Genomic DNA, 23,697 nt, shown 5'->3' with positions numbered 1-23,697 from the left:
TCGAGCACCGCGAGCGGAGCGGCTGGAGTGGGGCTCCGGCCGCACCTCGCGCGGCGCCCGCGCTATTCAGGGCGGAGCGTGGAGCGGTCGATGTCGACGGAGTCCTCGTCCAGCGAGGCCTCACTGGCCCGGAAGCGCTTGCCGTCGGGGGTGACGAGAAACCAGGTGCTGGCGATAGCGGGGTCGTCCGCGGGAGGCGAGACGAGGGCCTCTTCCCCGAGCAGCGCTGAGACGCGCGAGGCCACCTCCACGGAGGTGAGCCCACGGGCGCCGCTGGCGCGGGAGACATCGATATAGAGGGACACATCGGTGCGGAAGCCCGCGGGCCGGAGCGCGCGCTCGACGAGCACGGCCGCATCCGAGGAACCGTCCACGTCGAAGCGGGCCACCTCCTCGTGAGGCACCCCGAGGGCGCGGGCGATGCTCTCGAAGAGGCGCTCCTCGCCCACTTCGCCGCGCATGAGAAATCCAAGAATGAGTCGTTCGGGATGCATGGTTCTCCCTCTCAGCCTGCCTTGTGCGCCTTGAGCGCTGCCTTCCTATCTGCTGGCGGGATGCCGATTTTGTCCATGATTTCCTTGGCGCGCGGCGTGTCCTTGAACTTGTTGTAGACCTCCAGCGCTTTGTAGGCGCCGCGGTTCAGTTCATGGAACCCGGCGCCCCGGATGGGGAACAGCGTGCCGTTCGAATGGGCGCCATAGGTCCGCTTGTTGAGGGTCCACGTCACCGTCCCGGACGCGTTGCCCTGCTTGGCCTTGCCCTCGTTGATCTCCTTCACATCCCGGCTGACATCGACGCGTGACTCGATGACGGTGTTCTTGTCCTTGGCGGGGAACTTGGAGGGGAGGACCTTCCGGATGTAGTGCCGGTCAACGGGCTTGCTCGTGGGCTTGGCCGGCTTGTCCGCCCAGGCGGGCGGCGCGGCGAGCAGGGCACCGAGCGCCACCAGCACGGTGGCCAGCGGCAATAAGAGGGATGACCTCGGAGCAGCGGAACGAAGCACGATGTTTTCTCCCGGAGAGAGGGATTGCGTCTGTCAGGAAAGTCTCTCACGGGTTCGGACCGAATTGCTCGAATTTAGAGTGGCGTGCGTCAATCGCGCTTCCTTGGGAGAGCATCCTGCCGGGCCCCCACACGGCCGCGGAATCCTTGCGTCTCGGTCCTTCTTGACCCGCCTCACGCAACACGGCCGCGTTTCAGTTATGCGTGGCGATACGTTGAAAAGCTGACGTAGGGTTCGTCGTCATGAATCTCATCAGACCCGTGGTGGCGTTGTGTCTGTTGTCTCTCCTCTCGTGTTCGAAGAGCCAACCCGAACTCACGGCTGAGGACCTCGCGGGCGAGAAATTCTCAGAGGGTGCGAAAGTGAAGGCGCCGCTCGGCAAGCGCAAGAAGCAGAAGGCCACGGTGCTCGAGGTGTACGGCAAGCTGGCCAGGCTGCGCTTCGCCGACACCAACGTCGGCTGGGCGCTGCTCAAGGAGATCGAACCCCAGGGCGCCGTGTCGCATCCCCCCAAGGAGGACACCTGCGACGCCGCTGTGGGCGACCGCGTCCGGGCCCGCTGGAGCACCGCCATCACGCTCACCAAGGGCACGGTCGATGAGGTGTACGGCAAGCTCGCGCACATCCAGTTCGACGACAAGGACGTGGATTGGGCGCTGTGCGCCGACCTGAAGCCGATTGAAGAAGCTGAAAGCGATGAAGGGGGCGACGTCGAGGAGAGTGGGGCGTCCGCGGCGGTCACCCAGTGCAAGCGCGCGTGTAACGGCAACTGCAAGGGCGCCAGGAACAAGGCGAAGTGCGTGGGGGCGTGCCGCCGCTCCTGCGAATAAGCTTCATGATACACTGTTGATGCATGAACCCAGGCGTCTCCAGCGTCGCGAATCCGGGCCCGGGCCTCCTGCTGAGCGTGACTGACGGCCTTGCGCGGCTACGCGAGCAAAGAGGTGGACCCTCGTCTCGGGCATGGGCAAGCGCGCCGCCGGGCAACAAGGCTTGAGTCAGCGCTGGCCAAGGGGGCGTCGGTAGCGAGGGCTTGGAGGCAGGGGCCGGGGCGGGGCTCCCAATGGAGGCCCCCGCGCCGGGCAGTCCATCCTCGGTTGACGCGGTGCCCCACGCAGTGGGCTTCTCGGCATTGACCTTTCAGGACGAGGCGCGCAACCGCGCCTTGAAGACGGTGGTCTGGTGCCCGGCCCCTCAAGGTACCTCCATGGAGGCGAACACGACGGCGCCCTTCGTCGCCGCGAAGGACGCGCCTGTCTCGGATGCGCAGCCGCGCTGGCCCCTGGTGGTGCTGTCCCATGTAGTTCGCCGAAGACACGTGGGCATCCCGGGTGCGATGCGCTTCGCGAGGTGGATTACAGCCGCGTCGACATGAAGATGGCGCGTGCGTCGTACAAAGACGCGCGGGTGCGCGCGGCCTTCGCCATGGCGCCGGGCATGGCGGGGACTTATGAGGCGCGGGACGTGGCGGACATCGGCGAGTCGTCGTTGTGCAGAGGTTCGCGTGTGCGCTCGGGTTCTCTCGCCGGAACGGGGAGGGGCGGCTCCCTGCCGGGCTCTCGCCTGGAAGCCGACGGGCCGAGGCGCACGGCGTTGCCCGGCTGAAGCAAACGCGCGCCATGCTCACCATGATGGGCGCGCGGCACGGACGCGCTGGCACGCAAGGAGGCAGCCCCATGGCGGAGCACACCGAAACCCCCATCAACGCCACGCCGGTCAAGGAGCGCGACGAGCCGCAGGACCTCCAGGGCTTTCTGGACGAGCTCGGCAACAGCCGCGAGTTCCAGGTGAATGGCGTGGACGCCCGGAAGGGCGCGGAGGCGGTGTTCTGCACGCTGGCCCGGCGCCTGTCCGACGGAGAGGACCTCAAGCTGCTCTGGTCGCTGGGGAAGGGCGGCATCGGCGCCATCCTGGGGACGTGCGACATCCACCGGGGCCCGTCCCACGCGAAGCGCATGGGCCGCGCGGAGTTCATCACCGACGTGGCGGACCACCTGCGCATCCCCGTGGACCAGGCGCAGCGCGTCCTGACGGCGGTGTTCACCGCCATCCGGGACAGGATTCCAGAAGACGAGGTGGCGGCCGTGGCCTCGCAGCTCCCGGCGGACCTCGCGGACCTGTGGCGCCGGCCCGTCTAACGCTACGGCGCGGCCTCCACCTGGAAACCCGCGGAGTCGTTCCACTTGTCCACGCGGACGAACCGAATGCCCTCCGAGGGGGGCATCAACGCGAGCAGTCGCTCCACCAGTGAGCGGTGGAACACTTAGGTGCTGGCTCCAGCACCTCAACGATTCGAGCAGAGAACACCGGCTGCGGCAGGCTGTGGTGGTCCACCATGACGGACTTCCGCGGTACTGGAGAGCCCAGCCGCAACCGCACTGGATGCGAGACGGCAACGGGCTCCGGTCTCCCAAATCCCCACACGACTTCGTCCCATTGAAGGAGCGGGTGGTTGTTGTTGGGCGCTGACTCGATGACGAAGTAGTCAGTCTGCATGACTCACTCTCCAATGCGAAGGGAGTGCCTCGACAGGGGCCTGCCCGTCCCGGCGTGCCTCTGGCGGTGCCGTCTCTCCTTGGGGTGTTCTTCTTCGGCATGGCTCCCCGTCGTCTGGGATGGACAATGACGAGCCTCCCGCTGCGGCTGTATCAGCCTGGAGTACAAGTGCTGCCTGACTGACACACTTGGGCTGTCATGCCATGGCCGACCTCATCCCCTGAAGGAGGGGAGAGGCAGCGGCTACTTGCGCCTGGGCTTCTTCAGAAAGCGGCTCAGGCGCACCTTGCCCAGGCCTCGGCCGCCGAAGAGGTACCAGGTGATGGCCGCGCCGAAGAAGGCCGCCGCCACCGCGATGCCCACCACGCCGAGCACCGGCACGTTGCCGTACATCCACGGCTTGGGCGCGAAGGAGATGAACGCGCCCACGATGAAGCCGCACGCGCACAGGCCCATGAAGGCAATCACCGCCGCGCTGCGCAGGTTCTCATTCAGCTTGTCGAACTGGTCCGCGCGCACCGTGACGGTGAACTTGCCGGACTCCATGTCCAACAGGATCTGCGACAGCTGCGTCGGCAGATCCTGCGCCATGGACTGGAAGCGCAGCAGCGTGCGCATCAGCCCGCCCTGGAGCTGCATCGGATCGTACCGCCCGGCGAGCAGCTCCTTGGCGTAGGGCAGCGCCACCTCGATGATGTTCATCTCCGGGTACAGGCTGCGCAGCATGCCCTCCGTGGACACGGAGGCCCGGCTGAGCAGCGCGTACTCCTTGGGGATGCGGATGCGGTACTTCACCGCCAAATCCAACAGGTCCCGCAGCAGCGAGCGCGTGTCCACCTGCCCCAGCGTAGTGGCCAGGTGCTGGCCGAGCAGCGCCTCGATGTCGTTGCGGAAGCCCACCAGGTTGGCGCGCGCGTCGGGCACGCCCACGCGGTAGAGGATGCGCGCCACGGACTCGCTGTCCTTGAGCGCCACCGCCAGGCACAGCATGACCAGCGTCTCCTGCATGGGGCGCGACAGCCGGCCCACCACGCCGAAGTCCAGCAGCGCCAGGCGGTGGTCCTCCATCAGCAGGAGGTTGCCCGGGTGCGGGTCTCCGTGGAACAGGCCGTCCTCGAAGAGCTGCCGGAAGGAGGCGTCCAGGATGTTCTGGGCAATCGCCTTGCGCTCGGGCTCGCTCAGCTCCGCGGGGTTGAGCTTCACGCCGCGGATGAACTCCAGCGTCAGCACCGTGCGGCTGGACAGGCCGGTGTAGACGCGCGGAATCTTGAGGTAGGTCCGCTCGCGGTGGTTCTCCAGGAAGGCCCGGATGTTGGTGGCCTCGTTGATGAAGTCCAGCTCCTCGTGGATGGCCCGGTCGAACTCGTCCACGATGCCGGTGGGCGTGTACACGCCCGTCTCCTCCACCACGGCCTCCAACAGGCGCGCCAGGCTGCGCAGCACGCCCAGGTCGGAGTCGATGCGCTCGGCGATACCCGGCCGCTGCACCTTCACCACCACCTCTTCACCCTCCAGCGTCACCGCGCGGTGCACCTGGGCGATGGACGCGGCGGCCAGCGGCGCCGGGTCGATGGTGGCGAAGAGGCTCTCCACGGTGGCGCCGAGCGAACCTTCAATCTGCGCGCGGACCTCCTCCAGGGTGATGGGCTCCACGTGGTCCTGGAGCATGGCCAGCTCGTCGATGTACTCGGCGGGCAGCAGGTCGGCGCGGGTGGACAGCACCTGGCCCAGCTTGACGAAGGTGGGGCCCAAATCGTTGAGCAGCATGCGGAAGCGCCGCGCGGTGGAGGCGCGCTGGGCCTCCGGAGAGACTTCCACCTTCTCCTTGCGGCCGACGATGCGCCACAGCCCCGCGCGCTCCGCCAGCTCGCCAAAGCCGTGGCGCGCCGCGATGACGGTGATTTGCCGCACGCGGTTGAGGTCTTGGAGAATCACGGGGCGTTCCTGTCCTCTACGTTACGCCGGGACGGCCGGCTTCGCCACGAAGCGCAAGAGCGCGTAGCCCACCACCGCGGAGAGCAGCGAGCCCACCAGGATGCCCAGCTTGGCCTCCGTGAGCAGCGCCGGCTGGGTGGGGAAGGTCAACCCCGCCACGAACAGGGCCACCGTGAAGCCAATGCCCGCCACCACCGCCACGCCGTGGAGCTGCGGCAGCGTCGCGCCGCCGGGCCGGTCCGCCACGCCCAGCTTCACCGAGCCCCAGGTGAACAGGAAGATGCCCACCTGCTTGCCCACGAAGAGGCCGACGATGATGCCCAGCGGCAGCGGCCGGAGCAGGTCCGCCCAGCCCATGCCCTCCAGGGAGATGCCCGAGTTGGCCAGGGCGAAGAGAGGGACGATGCCGTACGCCACGGGCACGTGCCACAGGTGGACGAAGCGGTTGAGCGGCGGCTCCAGCTCCTCCAGGCGCTCCTCGATGTAGAGAATCTGCGCGCCCCGGGCCGCCTCGTCCATGGCCGTCTGGAGCGCCCGGTCCACGTAGAAGCGCAGCTCCTCCAGCACCTGGCGGCCCGGACGCAGGGGCCGCGCGGGCATGAACAGGCCCAGCACCACGCCCGCCAGCGTGGCGTGGATGCCGCCGTGGTGCATCGTGTACCAGAGCGCCGCGCCCGCCAGCGCGTAGGCTACGCCGTCGCGCACCTGGAAGTGGTTGAGGCACGCCAGCACGACGAGCACGCCCAGCGCCCCCACGAGCCAGCTCGCGTGAAGCCCCGTGCCGTAGAACAGGGCGATGACGAGGATGCCGCCGATGTCGTCAAAGATGGCCAGCGCCGTGAGGAACACGACCAGCCCGTGGCTCACCCGCGCCCTGACCAATGTGAGGCAGCCAATGGCGAAGGCGATGTCGGTGGCCATGGGGATGGCCCAGCCCGCCTGCGCGGGCGTCCCGTGGTTGAAGGCGGCGTAGAGCGCGGCGGGGACAATCATTCCGCCCAGCGCGGCGATGAGCGGCAGCACCGCGCGGGAGAAGGTGCGCAGCTCGCCGGAGCTCAGCTCGCGCTTGATCTCCAGGCCGATGACGAAGAAGAACAGCGTCATCAAGCCGTCGTTGATGAACTCGCGGACGGTGAAGCCCGCGTGGCCGCCCGCCACCCCCACCGTCATGCGGGCGTCGAACACGGCGAAGTAGGTGGCGGCCCACGGCGAGTTGGCCCACGCCAGGGCGGCCACGGCGCACGACGCCAGCAGGATGCCGCTGGCCGCCTCCAGGCGGAAGAAGGCCTGGATGGGGGCCAGGGCCACGCGGAAGAGCGCGGGCACGGGAGGCCGGGGCCGGGCCTCGGAGGGAGGGGATGTCTGCGCCATGCGGCGCGCAAGATGCACCGCGTCGCCGGGCATGGCACCCGTTTTCAGCGGTGGGGTGGATGGAATGTCGGCGGTGGGTGGTAAGGGAACTCGGCGGGTAGGGCGGCGGTTCGTTGATCCAGGGGTGGGGCCATGAGAGAAGGGCAGGGATGGCCGTGACGCAGCAGGCGAAGGCAGGCGGGACCGCAGCGGTGGCGCTCCCCGGGGACATGACGCCCGAGGTGGGGCCGGTGAGCGAGGCGGCGGGCGCCCGGGAGATCGCCTCCCTGACGCCCATGATGCGCCAGTACATGGAGGTGAAGGCGCTCCACCCGGACTCGCTGCTGTTCTTCCGGTTGGGTGACTTCTACGAGATGTTCTTCGAGGACGCGGTGAAGGCCTCGGAGATCCTCCAGATCACCCTCACCGCGAGGGCCAAGGGCGCGGACAAGGTGCCCATGTGCGGGGTGCCCTACCATGCCGCGCGGCGGTACATCGGCCGGCTCGTGTCGGAGGGCCTGAAGGTCGCCATCTGCGAGCAGGTGGAGGAGCCGGGCAACGGGCCAGGCATCGTCCGCCGGGAAGTCACGCGGGTGATTACGCCGGGCATGGTGCTGGACGAAGAGGTGCTGGAGCCGCAGGCCAGCAACTTCCTGGCCGCCGTGTCCTGGAGCGACAAGGGCTGGGGCGCGGCGCTGCTGGAGGCGTCCACCGGCGAGTTCCTGGCCCTGGAGGCCCCGGGCATCGCGGAGCTGGCGGAGTCCCTGTCGCGCGTGGAGCCCCGCGAACTGCTGGTGCCGGACGGGAAGCGGGACGCGCCGGAGGTGGCGCAACTGCTCGCCCGGCTGGCGCGCCCGCCCGCGGTGGCGGAGGGGGAGGCGGCGTCGTTCGAACCCACGCGGGCGGCGGGCTACCTGCGGAGTCACTTCGCGGTGCAGTCGCTGTCCGCTTTCGGACTGGATGACGCGCCCCTGGCCGCGGGGGCCGCGGGCGCGGCGCTGCGCTACCTGAAGGACACGCAGAAGACGGCGGCGGCGCACGTGGACCGGCTGAGCCGGCAGGAGCGCGGCGGCAACCTCCTGATGGATGAGTCCTCGCGGGCCAACCTGGAGGTGCTGCGCTCGCTGCGGGACGGCGGGCGCAAGGGCTCGCTGCTGGGGGTGCTGGACAAGACGGTGACGAGCCTGGGCGCGCGCAAGCTGGCGCGCTGGCTTTCGTCGCCGCTGGGCTCGCTGCCGGAGATCCACGCGCGGCTGGACGCGGTGGAGGAGCTGTCCGGGCGCAGCGTGTGGCGCGAGGAGCTGGCCGGCATCCTCAAGGAAGTGGGGGACCTGGAGCGGCTGTGCGGCCGGCTGTCGCTGGGCGCGGGCAACGCCCGGGACTTGCGCGCGCTGGGCTTGTCGCTGGCGCAGCTTCCCCGGGTGGTGGCGGTGCTGGGGCGGTGTGAGTCCCCGCTGCTCAAGTCGCTGACGGGGCCCCTGTCCGCGCTGCCGGAGCTGGCGGCGCTGCTGGCGCGCGCGGTGGCGGACGAGCCGCCGGTGACGCTGAAGGACGGCGGCATGATTCGCGCCGGCTTCCACGCGGAGCTGGACAAGCTGGTGGCGCTGTCCACGTCCGGCAAGGACCTGCTGCTCCAGATTGAACAGCGGGAGAAGGAGCGCACAGGCATCTCCTCGCTGAAGGTCCGCTACAACAAGGTCTTCGGCTACTACCTGGAGGTGACGAAGTCGAACCTCGACCGGGTGCCCAAGGACTACATCCGCAAGCAGACCACGGTGAACTCCGAGCGCTTCGTCACCCCGGAGCTGAAGGAGTACGAGGAGCAGGTCCTCACCGCCGAGGAGCGGCGCTGCGCGCTGGAGCTCCAGCTCTTCGAGGAGCTGCGCGCGCAGGTGGTGTCAGCGGCGCCGCGCATCCGGTCCGCCGCGGAGGGCGGGGGATTCGTTCGTCCCCAATGACGTCCGCCTGGACCCGGCGGAGGACGCGCAGCTGATGGTGATCACCGGTCCGAACATGGCCGGCAAGAGCACGGTGATGCGGCAGGTGGCGCTGACGGCGCTGATGGCGCAGGCGGGCTCGTTCGTCCCGGCGAAGGCGGCGCGCATTGGCCTGTGCGACCGCATCTTCACGCGCGTGGGCGCGGCGGACAACCTGGCGCGCGGGCAGTCCACCTTCATGGTGGAGATGACGGAGACCAGTCACATCCTCCACCACGCCACGAGCAAGAGCCTCATCATCCTGGATGAGATTGGCCGCGGCACGTCCACCTTCGACGGGCTCTCCATCGCCTGGGCGGTGGCGGAGCACCTGCACGACACGGTGGGGGCGCGCGCGCTGTTCGCCACGCACTACCACGAGCTGGTGGACCTGGCCCGCGAGCGGCCTCGGGTGAAGAACCTGTGCATCGCCGTGAAGGAGCAGAACGGCAAGGTCATCTTCCTGCGCAAGCTGGTGCCGGGTGGGGCCAGCCGCTCCTACGGCATTGAAGTGGCGAAGCTCGCGGGCCTGCCGCCCGAAGTCGTGGGCCGCGCGCGCGAGCTGCTCCAGAACCTGGAGTCCGGGGAGCTGGATGACGCGGGCCGGCCCCGGGTGGCCGTGCGGCAGCCGCAGGGTGGGCGCCGTGGGGCCACGTCCGGGCAGTTGGGCCTGTTCGGCGCGGAGCCGGCGCCCACGGCGCAGGGCCCTGTGGGGGTGACGCCCGCGCAGCAGCAGGCGCTGGAGGCGCTGAAGGGGGCGACCATCGACCGGATGACGCCCCTGGAGGCGCTCAACCTGCTGGCGAAGCTTCAGCGCGAGCTGGAGTAGCTCGGGGGGGGGCTTCAGGGCACGGCCTGGTGGGTCTGGGTGACGCCCTGGTACTGGTATTTGCCGCTGTCATACGGGGTGATGGCGTCGTCGGCCTTCTTGGTGCAGGCCGCCGCGGTGGGGTCGAAGGCCTGGTACTTGCCCTGGTCGTCCTTGAACTCCACCCACGCGTGGTCGCCCCGGTCCGTCTTGCCGAAGACGACGCGCGCGTCCACGCCGGCCTGCTCGAAGCGCTGCTCTGCCTCGATGGCCATGTCCACGCAGACGCCGGCCTGCGTCTTGTCGAAGGTGCTGGCGTTCTTCATGGCGGCATCCCACGTCTTGCCGCCCGAGTAGTCGTACTTCCAGGACGTGGCTTGCTTCGCGATGTCCTGGGCCACCCCATCCGCGCTCTTGCCGGAGGACGGGCCCTTCACGCCCTGCGCCTGCTCGGGAGGCGGCGTGGGCTGCGCCTGGGCGGGAGTGGGCTGAGGCTTCTGGGCCTGGGCCTTGGACGGCTCGAAGCTGTCACTGCGCCAGTTCTGCTGGAAGCGCTGCGACTCGGTGGGCTTCGGGCACGGGCCCTTCGCGCCCTCTCCCTTCAGCAGGGACTCCTTCGTCAGGCCCAGCTTCTTCAGCAGCGCGGCGAACTCCTGGGGCTGCTTCGCGGAGTCCACCGTCTTCACCGGTGAGCCGTCCGGGTTGACGACCTTCACCACGACATTCTGCGGGGCCTGCGCGGCCTCGGGAGGACGCTTCGCGCAAGGGCTGGAGGACGGACGCGGCAGGGAGGAGATCGTCATGGGACAGGGCCTCGAAGGAAGGAACCGTGGGGATGCCTGTCCCCTGAGCACGGCGTGTGCCAGCGCTGGTACTTCATGGGGTGAGTGCCAAGTCCCTGGATTTACGGGGCCCGTGGGCCTGTCCTCGTCTGCGAAGGGCCGCGGCGCTGATGACAGCCGTTGGCGGGGTGGTGTCCGGCGTCATCACCCCTCGCCCTTCGCGAAAACACGACGGCGCCTGCTCCGGAAGCGCAGAGGGGCCGGGCGTGCTCCATCCGATGAACCCGCCCAGCAGCGCGCCAAAGACGCTCACCGCTACTCTGCGCAGGTCCAAGGCCAATCGGTCAGAACCTCTGTGCCGAGGTACTGTTGCGTTCCAATGTCTACTTCGCTGGTGATTCAACTCTATGACTCCGCTGGCCTGGGACTCATCCTCCTTTGGCCGACCGGAGTCCTCTATTCGAACCAGACAGGGGGGAACTCATGCCTGCACCCACAGGCGGAGGGGGCATACCTTCCGCTCGTGGATGAGTTGGTCGATCTGGAGGGGCTGCTGCACCAGTTCTTCGTGGGGCCCCAGTGGATGGGGCGTTGCGATAGGGGACTCGACGAGGAAACGGCCCGTGAGATAGAGCGAATCCTTGGCCTGTCTTATACCACCCGGGAGTTGGGACTTCGGGTGGACCGCGCACTTCTCGAAGACTCCCACGAGGCGTGGGTGTACGTCGAAGTTCCAGCGCAACCTGGGGGAGATCTCGCGCTCCTTGGCCCCATCCCAACCTCGCGGGGCATCCTCACCTGGGCGAACAGCGATTGACAGCGACAGCCGACGCGCCGTGCCCAGCGTGGACGTGGCGAGCGAGCGGCCGGGCTGCGACGACATGTCCTGTAAAGTACGTCCGGGATCCATCAGGCCGGGCGCTGACGCGTCAACGTGCTCGGTTGGCGTGTCAATCATAGCATACCGACCGTCGGCGATTCCTGGCCCCAGCGCCTCGTTTGACGCGTCAATCCCCGCGCTGAAGTGTCTGTTGTTGCCTGTATGGATTCGATTGCCTTTCTGCGTATGCTGTCCACCCCCCTCAAAGGAGCCTTATGACTGGGTCTCTGCGTAGCGCCGTCTCACGTCCTCCCCGCGCGTTTCCTCGCGGTTCCATGCTGATCGCTGCGCTCGCATTCCTGTCGTCCTGCGCGGCGCCCATCGAGCGCGGCCCCGCGAGGCCTGGCGCGACCCTGTTCGTCGGGAAGGTTGTCACCCTGGATGACCAGGGGACCATCGCCGAAGCCGTGCTGGTGGACGACCGCGGCCAGATCCTGAAGGTCGGCACCGAGCGTGAGCTGCGGCAGGGCCTGGGCTCCGAGGTGGAGGTCGTCCAGCTCGCGCCGGAGCAGGTGTTGATGCCGGGCTTCTTCGACCCGCACCTGCACTTCCTGCCGACGCTCGTCCAGAGCGTGTTGGGCACCCACGACCTGGCGCCCTGCCTGCCGCCTCCGTACCAGACGCCCGGGGGAACCACGGACTGCAAGCGCCGCAACAATGTGCTGAGCGCGCTCGCCGCGATGAAGGTGGAGGCCGCGAGCGCCGTAGGGAGCGACACGTTCGTTCTGGGTATGAATCTGGATCCGTCGCGGCAGGTGTTCGACCCCGCGACGGAGCCGTGCGGGCAGGGCGGGCCCCCGGACTTCACGGCGCAGCCAAAGTTCTATCTTGCGAAGTGCGTGAGCGCGGACCGGCCGGTGCTCATCCTGGACCAGTCGGGTCACCTGGCCTACGTGAACCAGAAGGCATTTGATGTCGTTTGTCCAAGCACCCCAGGCAATCCGTGTACTCCCCCCGCGTCGGTCGCGGCCGGCGGCGGGGAGTGGGTCACGGACAAGGATGGGAACTTCACGGGCCTGCTCCGGGAGGCGTCCGGGTTCGCGCCGTTCATGAAGGCGTTGTCGCAGAACCTGCCCATGGCATTGATGCACTCCGAGCCGGTCAAGCTCGCGGAGCAGGGGGGCGCGGACATCGAGCGTGCCATTCGCGCGCTGCGGGACGCGGGCGTCACCACCATCGCGGACGGTGGACTCGAGAGCGTGTCGCAGGTCAACGCCGTGAAGCGGTTCACCGAGCTGCCCGGGTTCCCCTTCCGAATCACGGGGGTCGTGGTCGCTGACGCGGCGAACGCGGCGAAGCTCCAGCCGACGGCGCCCGCCTGCGAGCCGAAGCCCGGGAATGACTGCGCGTTGCCGAAGTGGTTGGGGGCGGGTGGAATCAAGCTCTGGGTCGATGGCTCGACGCAGGGCTGCACCGCGAAGCTCGAGGCGCCCTATCAGTACCTGGAGGGCGGACACTGCTCGGGCGAAGGTGAGGGCCGGGCCAACTACGACAGCGTGCAGGACATCGTCGACCAGGTGAGCTCGCTCTGGGAGCAGGGCTTGTGGCGGTTCCAGATCCACGCCAACGGCAACGGGGCGAATACGTGGGCGCTCGACGCGCTGTCGCAGCTCCAGCAGTCGAAGGAGAACCCGCACCGGGTCCTCCTCATCCACAACACGGTGGGACAGCCCGCGGTCTCCCAGCGCATTGGTGACCTGCGCAAGGGGGCAGGTGCCATGAATGGGCAGCCGGTGCCAGCGCTCGACATCCAGGTGACGCACCTCATCGGGCATGTGGCGTATTGGGGCGACGCGTTCGTGGGGATGGTGGGGGAGGAGGCCGCCAGCGAACTCGATCCCATCGCCTATGATCGTGAGAATGGAATCCCGTTCTCGCTCCACAGCGATTCAATGGTGACGCCGACGCGCCCGCTCTGGTTCGTGGAGCAGGCCGTCACGCGGCGCACCTGGTCCTATCCGGACTTCACGAAGGAATACGTGCTGGGGGCAAAGCATGCGGCGACCGTCGAGGAGGCGCTGCGCGCGGTCACCGTGGTGCCCGCCCGCCACCACGAGCTTGACACGCTGCTGGGCAGCATCGAGCCCGGCAAGGTGGCCGACTTCGTCGTCTTGGGGGCCAACCCGCTCGACTTCGACCCGGCCAAGGGGGGGGACCCGACGAAGATCAGCCAGATTCCGGTAATCCAGACGTACCTCAACGGGAGGGCCACCCAGGCGCGATGATGCCTGGCCTGAAGGGGTTCATTCCAGACTCCTCCCTGCACGGCAGGAGGGAGGAGTTTGTGAATATTCACACCCGCCTGGATGATGCGGCTTGTCAAGAGGCAGTGCATGTTGGGATTGCCGTTGGAGGTCCAAGGACATGTCGTGCCTGTCCTGGGTGTCATTCGGCAACGCCTGTGTAGGCAAGTGGCTTGCTCGACTTCATTGCCTGGTCATGCGTAGAGTGGGCGTTGTGGTGCGTTTTGATTTGCCGCAAAGCCTCGCATCGTAATTCCACCCTCTGAGTCCACCTCACCCCAGGGCCCTCCCCATGTTCAAGAACTACATCACCCATGCGGCCATGCTTGCGACCGCGGCTGTCCTCACGACCGGCTGCGGCACCGACATTCAGGAGGAAAGCCCCGAAGCCGACACGCTCAGCACCCGGAGCGACGCGCTAGAGAGCGTTCAGTTCTGGCACGACTTTCGCGCGTACAGCGGCGTGTCGCCCGAGTGTAACGGCTTCAATGTCTCCGAAGGCCGGGGCCTGGGGCAATGGACGAGCCAGGTTCGCCTGGACACCGACTCCCGGCCGCAGGGGTGCTGGCAGAAGTTTGGCATCCATGACCCCTACGGTGAGCTGAGCGGGCTGGCGCTGACGGTCAGCTTCTACGGCAACAGCGGCTCGACCTCCAACGGGCAGTGCGACAACCCAGGGACGTACGCCATCCCCGTGGGCCCCGTGCTCAGCTGGGCCGGCCCTTGGGGAATCGATACCACCGACGCCCACGGCGGCTGCGTGCAGACGTTCAGCGTCTCCGGGCGCAGCGACGTGGCGCTGGACGTGCGGTTCGACGCGGACCGTCACAATGGCCAGTGCCAGAACGCGGGAATGCACACGGTGACTGCGTTCAACCCCGTCTCCTTGACGCTTGAAATGGACAACCGTTACGGCGGTTGCTACCAGACCTTCCGGCTCCGCAAGATGACGTGTGGTGACAACATCTGTGAGGCGGGTGAGACCTGCCCGGCCGACTGCACGCAATGCGGTGACGGCATCTGCCGCGGCTCGGAGAACCGGTTCAACTGCCCCGAAGATTGCAGCCCCGTCATTCCGGGGGAGTGCGCGATTTTTTGCCCGCCTGAGTTCCCGTGACGTTGACTGCACGGAGAGGGCAGCGTGGCCCTCTCCGTGCGGTGGGGCGTTCAATCATCCTCGAGCCTGACTCATCGCGCAGCGCACGGCCACCCCAGGGGCCCCCTCGCAGCGGGGCGTCGGAGTCACTCCCGTAGCTCGCTGTTCGGAAATGTCGGGGGTTTTGACGCCACAAAAGTCCCGACATTTCCGAACAGCTATCCACCGGGCTGCGCGCCCGACCCACAGGAATGAAACGAGGTAGCCTGCGCGTGGCGTAGGCACAGAGGTTGGCGCGTCATGGGTGCAGGTGAGCCCGTCGAACAGTTGGACCCGGAGCATGGTGAGCACCCCGAATCCATGCTTACGGCCGCCTACCACATGCTGCGCCAGGACCTTCCCTACAAGGACCTGGGCGCCGACTCCTTCGAGTGCTCCAGCAAGGCGCAGCTCGCCAAGCGGCTACTACGCCCAACAGCCTCCGGCTGCTCGTTTCGTCCGCACGCCGCTCTCAGGCGCCGAGCACCAGCCACGCACCCACCAGGACCATCCAGCCGAACACCGTGGTCTCGATGAGGCGCTGAATGAGCCCGCGCATGGGCGATTCGAACGACAGCACGAAGATTCCGGCGAGCACGCCCTTGCCCAGCGCGGACGTGAGCACCGCGAGGCCGGACACCGCTGCCATGTCCTCGAAGGTGCGCCCGAGTTCGATCAACCCCGCGCCCGCGCCGAAGTAGCCGATGGCGGCGACGAGGTTGTGCATCTGGTTCCGCCACGTCCCCCAGAACGGCGCGCCGGCGTCACACGGGAACACCGCGGCGCCGACATAGCTCACGCCCAGAAGGGAGAGCAGCACGAGCCCCGTCCTGGCGTCCTCCGGAAGCCGCCCTCCGAGCAACGCCACGAAACCCCAAACCGCGAGCCCCAGGGGCGCGAAGGCGAGCCAGGCCACTCGGGCCGCGTCTGGAGCGCCTGTCTCCCCCAGCTCGCTGAGGGTGTTCCTCAAGTGGCTGTAGCCAGGGCGGCGGCGCGCGAACAACCACGGCGGTACGACGGCCAGCAACCCGGCAAGGACCGCCACAACGAGGACCCAGAGACTCATGTTCCAGGCCATAAACGCATGGCGCCCGTGGCGAAAGTCGGACCGGAGGTCGGCTTCCGGCCGCGACGGCTGAGCCGACGACGTCGCCCTGGCGCTGGCATCGTCCTCCATCCAGGCGTCCGTGACGCCCCCGGGCCGCATTCAAGCACATGCGGGACCTGTGCGTTGAAGGCCGGCCTCGCACCCAACGACCTGCCGGTGCACTCCCGATGTCTTCAATTGCACGTCAAGCCGGGCGGGGCCTTTTCACAATGCCAGAGCATGGTGTCTCGTCTGTGTGATTCCTCACCAGGGAGGCATGATGGGCAAAGGCAGCGGAAGCGGCAGTCAGGGTTCCGGTGGCGGCAAGGGCAACGGTGGAGGGCAGGGGAGCGGAGGTTCGGGCAAGGGCGGCGGCGGAGGTGATGGTGGCGGCGGTCATGGCAGGCCGGCCAATGCTCCGAGAACGACGGGGAACCCCTCTGGCGGAGGCCGCGGAAACAATCCTCCCAAGAAGTGATGGCACCGCGCGGCGCTGGCAACGCATTGACCCAGGATTTCGGGCAAAATCGCTCAGGCAGGAATGCCTGAGCGAAAGGAACCCTGAAGATGCTGCGAAATGCACTTGTCCTCATGGCGTTGTCGCTGTCCCTCACGGCGTGTGGCGTGGGCCAGGAAGCGCACGAGCCCGAGATGTCTGAAGCAGGCGCCGAGCACGTCGCCGCGCAGGAGCAGAACCTGTGTGAGCCGGGCCCGTCCTCGAACTGGTGTCAGAACGTCGCGGGCAAGGCCTGTTCGACCAACGTCAACCGCCGCTGCTACATCCCCAATTACTGCGAGTGGTCTCTCTGCCGCTGCATCGAAGGCGCCTGGCAGTGCCTGTAGGTTCCTGACGGGGCCGGCACGAAAGTCCCCGCCGTCCCCGTGTCGCCCAGCGCACAGTCAGCGTCACGCCACTCCCCGGATGCGCTGACCGTGGCCAAGAGTGGGGCCATGAAGCTGCTGCCTGTCTGCATGGGAGTGCTGGTGTGGGGCTGTTCGGCGCACGGCGTGGGCGAAAGGCCGGCCCCCGTGGCCGCCGCGTCCAGGGAGGGCCGCGACGTCCTGCGCTTCCAGGGCATGTGTGACGCCTCCGGCGCGGTGGCGCTTGGCGGCGACCTGTTCGTCGTGGGCGATGACGAGGACAACGTCCTCCGGGTCTACGACGCGCGCCGGGGTGGGCCGCCCGTGCAGAGCGTGGACCTGTCCCCGGACCTGGAGTTGCCCGCGGCGAAGAAGAAGGCCCCGGAGACGGACATCGAGGCGGCCACCGGGCTGGGCTCGCTGTCCTTCTGGCTGACGTCGCACGGCCGCAACAGCTCCGGGAAGAAGGCGCCCAGCCGGCTGCGCTTCTTCGCCACCGAGGACACGGACGCAGGGCCCCGGCTGGTGGGGCGGCCGTATACGCAGCTCCTGGATGACCTGCTCGCCGCGCCGCGGCTGGCGCGCTTCGGCCTGGACGGGGCGGAGATGAAGGCGCCCAAGGCCCCGGGCGGGCTCAACATCGAAGGCATGACGGCCATGCCGGATGGGCGCTCCATCCTCGTGGGCTTCCGCAGCCCCGTGCCGGACGGCAAGGCGCTGCTGGTGCCGCTGCTCAATCCGGTGTCCTTGGTGGAGGAGGAGGGCGCTCGGGCCCAGCTGGGCGAGCCCGTGCAACTGGACCTGGGCGGCCTGGGCATCCGCTCGCTGTCCTGGTGGCGAGGCCGCTACCTCATCATCAGCGGTGGCACGGCGGCAGAGGGCACCTCGCGCCTGTTCACATGGCGCGGCGGTGAGGATGCCCCGGTCGCCGTGGAGGCGGTGGACCTGGCGGGCCTGAACCCGGAGGCCTTCTTCACGCCGGAGGACGCCGAGGAGATCCTGCTGCTCAGCGACGACGGCACCGCGCCGGTGGACGGCGTCGAGTGCAAGCGGCTGAAGGACGCGTCGCGCAAGCGCTTCCGGGGCGTCTGGGTGCGGCTGCCGGAGGCGCCGTGAGGCGGCGTGCGCGTCCGTCCCCTCCGCTTGGGGTAGGCTGCGCGGCCATATGCAGCTGGCCATTCCGCATGCCCCCCGAAAGGTCCGACTGACGCAGGTGCCCGGCGCCGTGGGGCGCCTGGTGCGAGGCGTCCTCCTGGGACTGGTGGCGGTGGCCGTCCTGGGCACCGGTGCCGGCTGGGCCGGACGCTACTTCATCGAGGAGCAGGGCTTCGCCGCCCGCGCGGAGGAGGTGGAGGGGCTGGTAATGGCCTCCCGCCTGCCGCCCCTGGACGCCCGGGATGGCGGCGAAGCCGCCCTGGAGGTGCTCTATACGTTCGCGGAGGCGGAGCACTCCGTGGCCGGCATCCGGACCTTCGCCGAGTACGCGGAAGGGCTGGGGCGGGGCGCCCGCGTGACGCTGCTGGTGGACCCCGCCATGCCGGGCCAGCCGCGCGAGGCCGGCTTCGCCCGCTCCCGGGCGCTGCGCGTGGGGCTGCTCCCCTGGGGCATCGGCCTGGGCGTGCTGGTGGCCGTGGGGTACTTCGCGTGGGAGATGCGGCGGCTGTGGCGCTCCGAGGTGGAGCCGCTGCGGCTGGGCGCGCTGGTGTGGCTGACGCCAGACGGCCCCCTGCCAGAGACTCGGGGCGAGGTGTCCTTTCCGGCCCACTACTTCCGGCAGGACGTGAAGCACGCGGTGCGCGCGCGCGTCCGTCCGGGGCGGGCGCCCGTGCGCAACGGGGAGAAGGTGCTGGCGGCGGTGGTGCCCCGGCAGCCTGGGTGGGCGCGCGTCATCGACCAGGACCTCGCGAGCGTGCTGGGCTGGCTGCGCTGAGGCGGATGGTGGGGGCTGAAAATTTGCCGGCGGGGTGGGGCTGTGTGACACACGCCTGTAGCTCGCACCCACCCGGAGGAACCCCATGCACTCGCGCCTCGTCATCGTGCTGCCCGTGCTGTTGCTGCTCGTCCCGAGCGCGGTGGGGGCCGCCAAGCGAGATGAGGCCGAGGAGGCCTATCAGGGTGCTCGCAAGGTCTACTACGCGCTGAAGGACGACGCGGCCCGGCGCAAGCTGCGCCATCACTGGCTGAACGTGGTGGCGCGCTTCGAGTCCGTGGCCGCGCGCTTCCCGAAGTCGGCCCGCGCGCCGGATGCCCTGTTCACCGCGGCGGAGATGCTCCAGGAGCTGAGCCGCATCTCCTTCGTGGAGGACGACCTCAAGGCCTCCATCACCGACTACACCCGGCTGCTGGAGGGCTACCCGAAGCACCGGCTGTCGGATGATGGGGCGCTGGCGCTGGCGAAGATTCACGTCCACCGGCTGGACCAGCCGGAGTCCGCGCGCAAGGTCCTGACACAGACGCTGGCCGTCAACGGCAAGGGTGACCGGGCGCGGGAGATGCGGGAGCTGCTGGCCTCGCTGCCGTCGCCCAAGGCCCCGCCGCCGCCCCCGCGCAAGGCCGCGCCTGTCGTGGCGAAGACGGATTCCTCCGCGCCCGGCAAGGCAGGCACCGCTGAGAAGGCGGTCGTCGTGGCAGCGACCTCCAGCGCGGGCGACAGCGACACGTCCAAGGACGCGCAGCCGGCGCCGGCCGTGGAGGCCTCGGCGCCCGCGGAGCGGCCTTCGTCCAGCCTGGTGGCCGCTATCGAGAAGATGGCCCGCGAACCGTCGGCCAGGCCTCCCCAGAAGGCGCCGAGCGCCCCCGCGAAGGAGGACACGCGCGAAGGCAGCCTGGACGCGGCCGTCGCCGCCGCCGTGGCCTCGAAGCCCGCTGTCGCCGAGCCCCCGCGTCCCATCACCCGTCCGGTGGACGACAAGGTGGCGCAGGCTCGGCTGAAGGCCGTGGCCCGACAGTCGCGCAGCATGGAGCTGACGCTGGTGGAGCAGCTCGGCCTCAAGGTGCGGCGCGTGGTCATCGACCCCGGCCACGGCGGCCACGACACGGGCGCCATTGGCAAGAAGGGGACGCGCGAGAAGGACGTGGCGCTGGCCATCTCCCTCAAGCTGGCGGAGGAGCTGCGCGCGAAGGGCCTGGAGGTGGTGCTCACCCGCGACGATGACCGGTTCATCCGCCTGGAGGACCGCGCCAGGTACGCCAACGCCGAGCACGGCGACCTGTTCATCTCCATCCACTGCAACGCGGCGGAGAAGCGCACGCTGCGCGGCATCGAGACGTACACCCTCAACACGTCGGCGGACCGCTACTCCATCCGCCTGGCCGCGCGGGAGAACGCGTCCTCGGAGAAGGGCATCAGCGACCTCCAGTTCATCCTGGCCGACCTGGCCACGAAGGCGAACACCGAGGAGTCCTCTCGGCTCGCCAACCACGTGCAGCGCAGCCTCGTGGGGGACCTGTCCCGCAAGTACAAGGGCATCCGTGACCTGGGCCACAAGGAAGCGCTCTTCTATGTGTTGTTGGGCGTGAAGATGCCGGCCATCCTGGTGGAGACGTCGTTCCTTTCAAACCCAGACGAAGAGGCGCGCCTCAAGTCCACTGTCTACCAGACCGAGGTCGCCAAGGCGATTGCCCAAGGCGTGGAGGAGTTCCTCGGAGACCGCCGCCGCGTGGCGAAGGTGGACTGAGCGCGTCCGGCGCTTCGCCAGACGTGGGTAGCAAGGACGAACGTGCTGGGCGGTTCAGTTCCGTTCGCCTGAGGAGCGCGCGTGTCACCGGGTAGACGCCGCCGGTCACCCACGCGCTTCTCTTTCCAGGGGTGGGAAGAATCTTGCCCGGCGTGAGCAAGGCGCTACCGCTCGCTGGGCACCTTCCGTCACACGATGCCTCATGCCAAGGACCTGGCGCGGGCCGCGGAGCCTGTCCGTCCCTCCCTGCAGGGCTCCCTCCAGGGACGTGTGTGCGTTTCGCTGTAAAAACAAACAAGCAATCACTTTCGCGTATTGCATGGAGGCGCACGCGAGGCCTTGGTGCGACATGCGCTGAAGGGAGGGGTTCGCCGGACCGCTCAGCGGTAGGCGAGCGGGTTGCAGTGCCCTGACGCGGCCGGAATCAACCGGCCGCTCGCTGGAGCACGCAACTCAAATGAACGCAATCAAGACCGCCGTCGCCGCTGTCACCGCCGCCGCGTCTCTCGCCGCCTTCTCGCCCGCCGAGGCCGCCACCTCCACCGCCAACCTGAACGTCACCGCCAACGTCGGTGGCGCCTGCAGCATCGGCTCTGGCATCGGCGGCGGTACGCTGAACTTCGGCACGTACGACCCCGTCATCGTCAACTCCGCGCTCGGTATCGACCTCTTTGGCACGGGCGCGCTGAGCGTGCAGTGCACCCTGCTCGGCACCGCGGTCATCACCCTGGGCCAGGGCCTGTACCCGTCCTCGGGTTCGACGGACGCGGCCCCGCTGCGCCGGATGCGCAACACCGCGTCGGCGGACTACCTGGCGTACAGCCTGTACCAGGACGTCACCCGCCTCATCGTGTGGGGCAACACCGCTGGCACGGGCCTCCCATTCCTGGGCACGGGCCTGCCCGTCCCCGTGCTGGTCTACGGCACGGTGCCGCGCGGCCAGAACGTCCCCTCCGGCACGTACAACGACACCGTCGTCGCCACCATCACCTTCTGATTCGAGGCGACAAAACATGCGTAACCGTCTTCTGTCCTGGACTGGCGGCCTGATGTTTTCGGTTGCCTTGGAATGGCTTGTCATGGGGGCCGCGAGCGCGGCGGAGCTGGATGTCAGCCCGGTCCGGCTCGAATTGGATTCTGGCTCCCGTGGCGTGGTGATGAACGTGAGGAACAAGAGCAACGAAACCACACGCTTCCAAGCCTCTGTCTACTCCTGGGTCCAGGACGAAGACGGGCGCATGACGCTCGCACCGACGCAGGAGTTGTTCTTCTTCCCGTCCTTGTTGTCGCTGGAGCCTGGGGAGTCCCGCCCCATCCGGGTGGGCAGCTCCTCGGCTCCACAGGATACCGAGCGCTCCTTCCGCATCGTCGTGGAGGAGCTCCCCCCGCTGCAGCCGTCTACCCAGGATACTGGGTTGAAGGTCCTCACCCGAGTCTCAGTGCCTGTCTTTGTCGCACCCAAGAAGAAGACTGTTCAAGGGATGATCGCGGAGGCCGTGCTGCGCGAGTCGAAGTTCCATGTCCGGGTGCGGAACCCGGGCACGGTGAACTTCTTCATCCGGAACCTGCGGGTCCGGGGGCTCGACGCCAAGGGCAGGCGGCTGGTGGAGAAGGAGGAGCCCGGCTGGTACGTCCTGGCGGGCGACGCGCAGGTGTATGCCATGGAGGTTGCAGGCAAGGCCTGCCGCAAGGTCCGCACGGTGGAGGTGGAGATGGAGACCGACCAGGGCGTGCTCCGTCAGACGTCCCCCGTGGAGTCTCCCGCGCCCTGCGCTCGCTGACCGACGCACCATGGCCCCCACCTGGCTCGCAGCAACCCATGCGCCCTCATGCGCGGCGCTGGCGTTATCCTTGTCGTTGGGGGCCTCGCCGGCGGACGCGCAGGGCCCCGTGGCCGCCGGCCCCTCCGCGCCGCCGATGCCCATCGTCGCGGACTTCACCCTGAACGGCGTCCCTCGCGGCGCCACCTTCCCCATGCTGCGGGGCAGCGACGTGCTGCTCCCCGCGGCCACCCTGGAGGACCACGGCGTGGACCTGGTGGCGCTGGGGGGGCGCCTGGAGGTCATCGAAGGAAAGACCTACATCTCCGCGCGGTCCCTGGAGCCTGAAGGACGCTGCACCCTGAATGAGCGGACCGTCAGCCTGTCATGTGAGCTGCCCGCGTCCGCCTTCTCCCAGACGCGCATCAACATGGCCGCGCAGGCGCCGTCAGGCTATGCCGTGCGCGGCAGCCCCAGCGGCTTCATCAACTACGCGGCCCACGCCCGCAACACCGCGCTGACCTTCTTTGGAGAGGCCGGCGCGTCCATGGGGCGGGGCTTGTTGACGACGCAGGCGCGGTGGCGGCCCGGCACCGTGCCCCTGCGGGGACTCACGCAGCTGTCCCTGGACTTCCCCAAGCACATGGTGCGCGCCATCGCCGGTGAGTCCACGGGGTTTGGCGGCGTGCTGGGCGGCGGCGCGGTGGTGGCCGGCCTCCACGCCATGCGCACCTTCGAGCTGAATCCCTACTTCGTGCGCAACCCGATGCAGGACTACGCGGGGGACGTCGCCACGCCGTCCACGCTGGAGGTGTACGTCAACAACCACCTGGTGAAGCGCACCGAGCTCCCGCCCGGCCCCTTCCGGCTGGAGAACCTCACGGTGCCCCGGGGCGAGGGGAACACGCGCTACGTCATCCGGGACGCGTTCGGCCGGGCGAGCGAGGTGAACACGTCCTACTACCTCAGCGGGCAGCAGCTCGCTCCTGGCGTGGCGGACTACCGGCTCTCCGCGGGCATCGAGCGGGAGAACGTCAACCTCTCCAACTTCGACTTCGGCCGGCCCATGCTCCTGGGCAACTTCCGCATGGGCGTCACGCCGTGGCTGACGCCGGGCGTGCGGCTGGAGCTGGCGCCCGACGTCGTCAGCACCGGCGCCATGCAGCTCCTCCAGCTGCCCTTCGGCGAGCTGGAGCTGTCACAGGCCGTCAGCCGCAGCGCGCGGCGCACGGGGCTGGCGGCGGGCATCGTGTACTCGCTCCAGCGCCGTTGGGTGGGGGGCTCCGTCTTCGGCCGGGGCATGAACACGTCCTACACGCACACCAGCCTCAAGCTGGATGACGACCACCCCCTCGTGGAGACGGGCGGCTCGCTGTTCCTGGCGCTGGGAGAGAGCGTCAGCGTGGGCGGACAGGCGACCCTGTCGCGCTACCAGCGGGACGGGTGGACGACGTGGCTGGGGGCCACCACCTCCGCGCGGCTGACCGACTGGTCCACGCTGTCCTTCTCCGCCAGCCGCGGCAACTCCGAGCGAGGCGGCGTGGCCATCGAGGGGATGGTGTACCTGAACGCCATCTTCGACTCCCGCACCACGGCCACGGTGGGGCACTCCCAGGCGCTGCGCGGGGAGGGCACCACGTCGGTGGACGTGGCCCGCTCGGTGCCCATGGAGGGCGGGCTGGGCTACCAGATGCAGGGCAGGGT

The 23,697-nt window shown here is 68.6% G+C and carries 21 protein-coding genes and 1 pseudogene; 15 read left to right on the top strand and 7 right to left on the bottom strand.

Annotated features, from left to right (window positions below; genetic code table 11):
* Window positions 1-62 precede the first annotated feature (62 nt).
* Window positions 63-461: a hypothetical protein gene (locus HV826_RS11375; RefSeq protein WP_255217152.1), complete on the bottom strand. Its 399-nt coding sequence runs from the start codon at window positions 459-461 to the stop codon at window positions 63-65.
* A gap of 44 nt (window positions 462-505) precedes the next feature.
* Window positions 506-1,003: a hypothetical protein gene (locus tag HV826_RS11370; RefSeq protein WP_176412521.1), complete on the bottom strand. Its 498-nt coding sequence runs from the start codon at window positions 1,001-1,003 to the stop codon at window positions 506-508.
* 362 nt (window positions 1,004-1,365) lie between these two features.
* Here HV826_RS11370 and HV826_RS11365 point away from each other — a divergent pair, with 362 nt between their 5' ends.
* From HV826_RS11365 to HV826_RS11350, 4 genes are all read left to right on the top strand, one after another.
* The gene (locus HV826_RS11365) at window positions 1,366-1,833 is read left to right on the top strand and encodes a hypothetical protein (RefSeq protein WP_176417029.1); all 468 of its coding nucleotides are present in this window, start codon (window positions 1,366-1,368) and stop codon (window positions 1,831-1,833) included.
* 377 nt (window positions 1,834-2,210) lie between these two features.
* On the top strand, window positions 2,211-2,378 hold the full coding sequence (locus tag HV826_RS11360; RefSeq protein WP_176417028.1) for a hypothetical protein: 168 nt from the start codon (window positions 2,211-2,213) through the stop codon (window positions 2,376-2,378).
* Window positions 2,375-2,608, top strand: a complete 234-nt coding sequence (locus tag HV826_RS11355) for a hypothetical protein (RefSeq protein WP_176417027.1) — start codon at window positions 2,375-2,377, stop codon at window positions 2,606-2,608. The genes HV826_RS11360 and HV826_RS11355 overlap by 4 nt, the downstream gene beginning before the upstream one ends.
* A 71-nt stretch (window positions 2,609-2,679) precedes the next feature.
* Complete coding sequence (locus HV826_RS11350; protein WP_176417026.1) at window positions 2,680-3,141, top strand: DUF2267 domain-containing protein; 462 nt, start codon at window positions 2,680-2,682, stop codon at window positions 3,139-3,141.
* 2 nt (window positions 3,142-3,143) lie between these two features.
* On the opposite strand, the gene HV826_RS37075 is transcribed toward HV826_RS11350, so the two are convergent.
* The 3 genes from HV826_RS37075 to nhaA all read right to left on the bottom strand — a co-directional run bounded on the left by HV826_RS37075 (window position 3,144) and on the right by nhaA (window position 6,805).
* Window positions 3,144-3,266, bottom strand: a complete 123-nt coding sequence (locus HV826_RS37075) for a hypothetical protein (RefSeq protein WP_255207832.1) — start codon at window positions 3,264-3,266, stop codon at window positions 3,144-3,146.
* Between the two features lie 476 nt (window positions 3,267-3,742).
* The gene (locus HV826_RS11340; RefSeq protein WP_176417025.1) at window positions 3,743-5,434 is read right to left on the bottom strand and encodes an AarF/ABC1/UbiB kinase family protein; all 1,692 of its coding nucleotides are present in this window, start codon (window positions 5,432-5,434) and stop codon (window positions 3,743-3,745) included.
* 21 nt (window positions 5,435-5,455) lie between these two features.
* Window positions 5,456-6,805 (bottom strand): Na+/H+ antiporter NhaA, encoded by a 1,350-nt coding sequence (gene nhaA / locus HV826_RS11335; protein WP_176417024.1) that lies wholly within the window; start codon window positions 6,803-6,805, stop codon window positions 5,456-5,458.
* Between the two features lie 209 nt (window positions 6,806-7,014).
* Between nhaA and mutS the strand changes: the two are divergent.
* Window positions 7,015-9,589, top strand: a pseudogene (gene mutS / locus HV826_RS11330) (DNA mismatch repair protein MutS).
* Window positions 9,590-9,603: 14 nt separating this feature from the next.
* Here mutS and HV826_RS11325 read toward each other — a convergent pair.
* Window positions 9,604-10,371, bottom strand: coding sequence for a transglutaminase-like domain-containing protein (locus HV826_RS11325; protein ID WP_176417023.1), 768 nt, complete (start codon window positions 10,369-10,371; stop codon window positions 9,604-9,606).
* Between HV826_RS11325 and HV826_RS38065 the strand changes: the two genes are divergently transcribed.
* The 3 genes from HV826_RS38065 to HV826_RS11310 all read left to right on the top strand — a co-directional run bounded on the left by HV826_RS38065 (window position 10,370) and on the right by HV826_RS11310 (window position 14,590).
* Entirely contained in the window at window positions 10,370-11,167 is a 798-nt protein-coding gene (locus HV826_RS38065) for a DUF6210 family protein (RefSeq protein ID WP_368670891.1), read from the top strand. The genes HV826_RS11325 and HV826_RS38065 overlap by 2 nt on opposite strands.
* A gap of 278 nt (window positions 11,168-11,445) precedes the next feature.
* Window positions 11,446-13,455, top strand: a complete 2,010-nt coding sequence (locus HV826_RS11315; protein ID WP_176417021.1) for an amidohydrolase family protein — start codon at window positions 11,446-11,448, stop codon at window positions 13,453-13,455.
* A gap of 310 nt (window positions 13,456-13,765) precedes the next feature.
* The gene (locus HV826_RS11310) at window positions 13,766-14,590 is read left to right on the top strand and encodes a hypothetical protein (protein ID WP_176417020.1); all 825 of its coding nucleotides are present in this window, start codon (window positions 13,766-13,768) and stop codon (window positions 14,588-14,590) included.
* A 490-nt stretch (window positions 14,591-15,080) separates the two neighbouring features.
* On the opposite strand, the gene HV826_RS11305 is transcribed toward HV826_RS11310, so the two are convergent.
* Complete coding sequence (locus HV826_RS11305; RefSeq protein WP_255217151.1) at window positions 15,081-15,785, bottom strand: DUF998 domain-containing protein; 705 nt, start codon at window positions 15,783-15,785, stop codon at window positions 15,081-15,083.
* Between the two features lie 477 nt (window positions 15,786-16,262).
* Between HV826_RS11305 and HV826_RS11300 the strand changes: the two genes are divergently transcribed.
* The 7 genes from HV826_RS11300 to HV826_RS11270 form a co-directional block, all read left to right on the top strand.
* Window positions 16,263-16,538 (top strand): hypothetical protein, encoded by a 276-nt coding sequence (locus HV826_RS11300; RefSeq protein WP_176417019.1) that lies wholly within the window; start codon window positions 16,263-16,265, stop codon window positions 16,536-16,538.
* Between the two features lie 108 nt (window positions 16,539-16,646).
* On the top strand, window positions 16,647-17,672 hold the full coding sequence (locus HV826_RS11295) for a DUF3616 domain-containing protein (RefSeq protein WP_217918580.1): 1,026 nt from the start codon (window positions 16,647-16,649) through the stop codon (window positions 17,670-17,672).
* A gap of 49 nt (window positions 17,673-17,721) precedes the next feature.
* On the top strand, window positions 17,722-18,486 hold the full coding sequence (locus HV826_RS11290) for a DUF3592 domain-containing protein (RefSeq protein ID WP_176417017.1): 765 nt from the start codon (window positions 17,722-17,724) through the stop codon (window positions 18,484-18,486).
* Window positions 18,487-18,571: 85 nt separating this feature from the next.
* Window positions 18,572-20,233, top strand: coding sequence for an N-acetylmuramoyl-L-alanine amidase (locus HV826_RS11285; protein ID WP_176417016.1), 1,662 nt, complete (start codon window positions 18,572-18,574; stop codon window positions 20,231-20,233).
* A 457-nt stretch (window positions 20,234-20,690) separates the two neighbouring features.
* Entirely contained in the window at window positions 20,691-21,230 is a 540-nt protein-coding gene (gene pru, locus HV826_RS11280; protein WP_176417015.1) for a fruiting body spore coat protein U, read from the top strand.
* A gap of 82 nt (window positions 21,231-21,312) precedes the next feature.
* Window positions 21,313-22,014, top strand: coding sequence for a molecular chaperone (locus HV826_RS11275; RefSeq protein ID WP_255217150.1), 702 nt, complete (start codon window positions 21,313-21,315; stop codon window positions 22,012-22,014).
* 70 nt (window positions 22,015-22,084) lie between these two features.
* On the top strand, window positions 22,085-23,697 hold a 1,613-nt coding region (locus HV826_RS11270; protein WP_255217149.1), incomplete at its 3' end, for a fimbrial biogenesis outer membrane usher protein.

Source organism: Myxococcus sp. AM010, from assembly GCF_013372585.1.
Taxonomy (GTDB): Bacteria; Myxococcota; Myxococcia; order Myxococcales; family Myxococcaceae; genus Myxococcus; species Myxococcus vastator.
The sequence above is the reverse complement of the archived record's forward strand: the minus strand, read 5'-3'. Positions and strand labels throughout refer to the sequence as shown.

What these genes read in the sequence shown, in the direction of transcription:
- HV826_RS11375 (WP_255217152.1), bottom strand. Translation starts at nt 461, where the DNA reads ATGCGCGGCGAAGTGGGCGAGGAGCGCCTCTTCGAGAGCATCGCCCGC.
- HV826_RS11360 (WP_176417028.1), top strand. Translation starts at nt 2,211, where the DNA reads ATGGAGGCGAACACGACGGCGCCCTTCGTCGCCGCGAAGGACGCGCCT.
- HV826_RS11355 (WP_176417027.1), top strand. Translation starts at nt 2,375, where the DNA reads ATGAAGATGGCGCGTGCGTCGTACAAAGACGCGCGGGTGCGCGCGGCC.
- HV826_RS11350 (WP_176417026.1), top strand. Translation starts at nt 2,680, where the DNA reads ATGGCGGAGCACACCGAAACCCCCATCAACGCCACGCCGGTCAAGGAG.
- nhaA (WP_176417024.1), bottom strand. Translation starts at nt 6,805, where the DNA reads ATGGCGCAGACATCCCCTCCCTCCGAGGCCCGGCCCCGGCCTCCCGTG.
- HV826_RS38065 (WP_368670891.1), top strand. Translation starts at nt 10,370, where the DNA reads ATGGGACAGGGCCTCGAAGGAAGGAACCGTGGGGATGCCTGTCCCCTG.
- HV826_RS11325 (WP_176417023.1), bottom strand. Translation starts at nt 10,371, where the DNA reads ATGACGATCTCCTCCCTGCCGCGTCCGTCCTCCAGCCCTTGCGCGAAG.
- HV826_RS11315 (WP_176417021.1), top strand. Translation starts at nt 11,446, where the DNA reads ATGACTGGGTCTCTGCGTAGCGCCGTCTCACGTCCTCCCCGCGCGTTT.
- HV826_RS11310 (WP_176417020.1), top strand. Translation starts at nt 13,766, where the DNA reads ATGTTCAAGAACTACATCACCCATGCGGCCATGCTTGCGACCGCGGCT.
- HV826_RS11305 (WP_255217151.1), bottom strand. Translation starts at nt 15,785, where the DNA reads ATGGAGGACGATGCCAGCGCCAGGGCGACGTCGTCGGCTCAGCCGTCG.
- HV826_RS11300 (WP_176417019.1), top strand. Translation starts at nt 16,263, where the DNA reads ATGCTGCGAAATGCACTTGTCCTCATGGCGTTGTCGCTGTCCCTCACG.
- HV826_RS11295 (WP_217918580.1), top strand. Translation starts at nt 16,647, where the DNA reads ATGAAGCTGCTGCCTGTCTGCATGGGAGTGCTGGTGTGGGGCTGTTCG.
- HV826_RS11290 (WP_176417017.1), top strand. Translation starts at nt 17,722, where the DNA reads ATGCAGCTGGCCATTCCGCATGCCCCCCGAAAGGTCCGACTGACGCAG.
- HV826_RS11285 (WP_176417016.1), top strand. Translation starts at nt 18,572, where the DNA reads ATGCACTCGCGCCTCGTCATCGTGCTGCCCGTGCTGTTGCTGCTCGTC.
- pru (WP_176417015.1), top strand. Translation starts at nt 20,691, where the DNA reads ATGAACGCAATCAAGACCGCCGTCGCCGCTGTCACCGCCGCCGCGTCT.
- HV826_RS11275 (WP_255217150.1), top strand. Translation starts at nt 21,313, where the DNA reads ATGGGGGCCGCGAGCGCGGCGGAGCTGGATGTCAGCCCGGTCCGGCTC.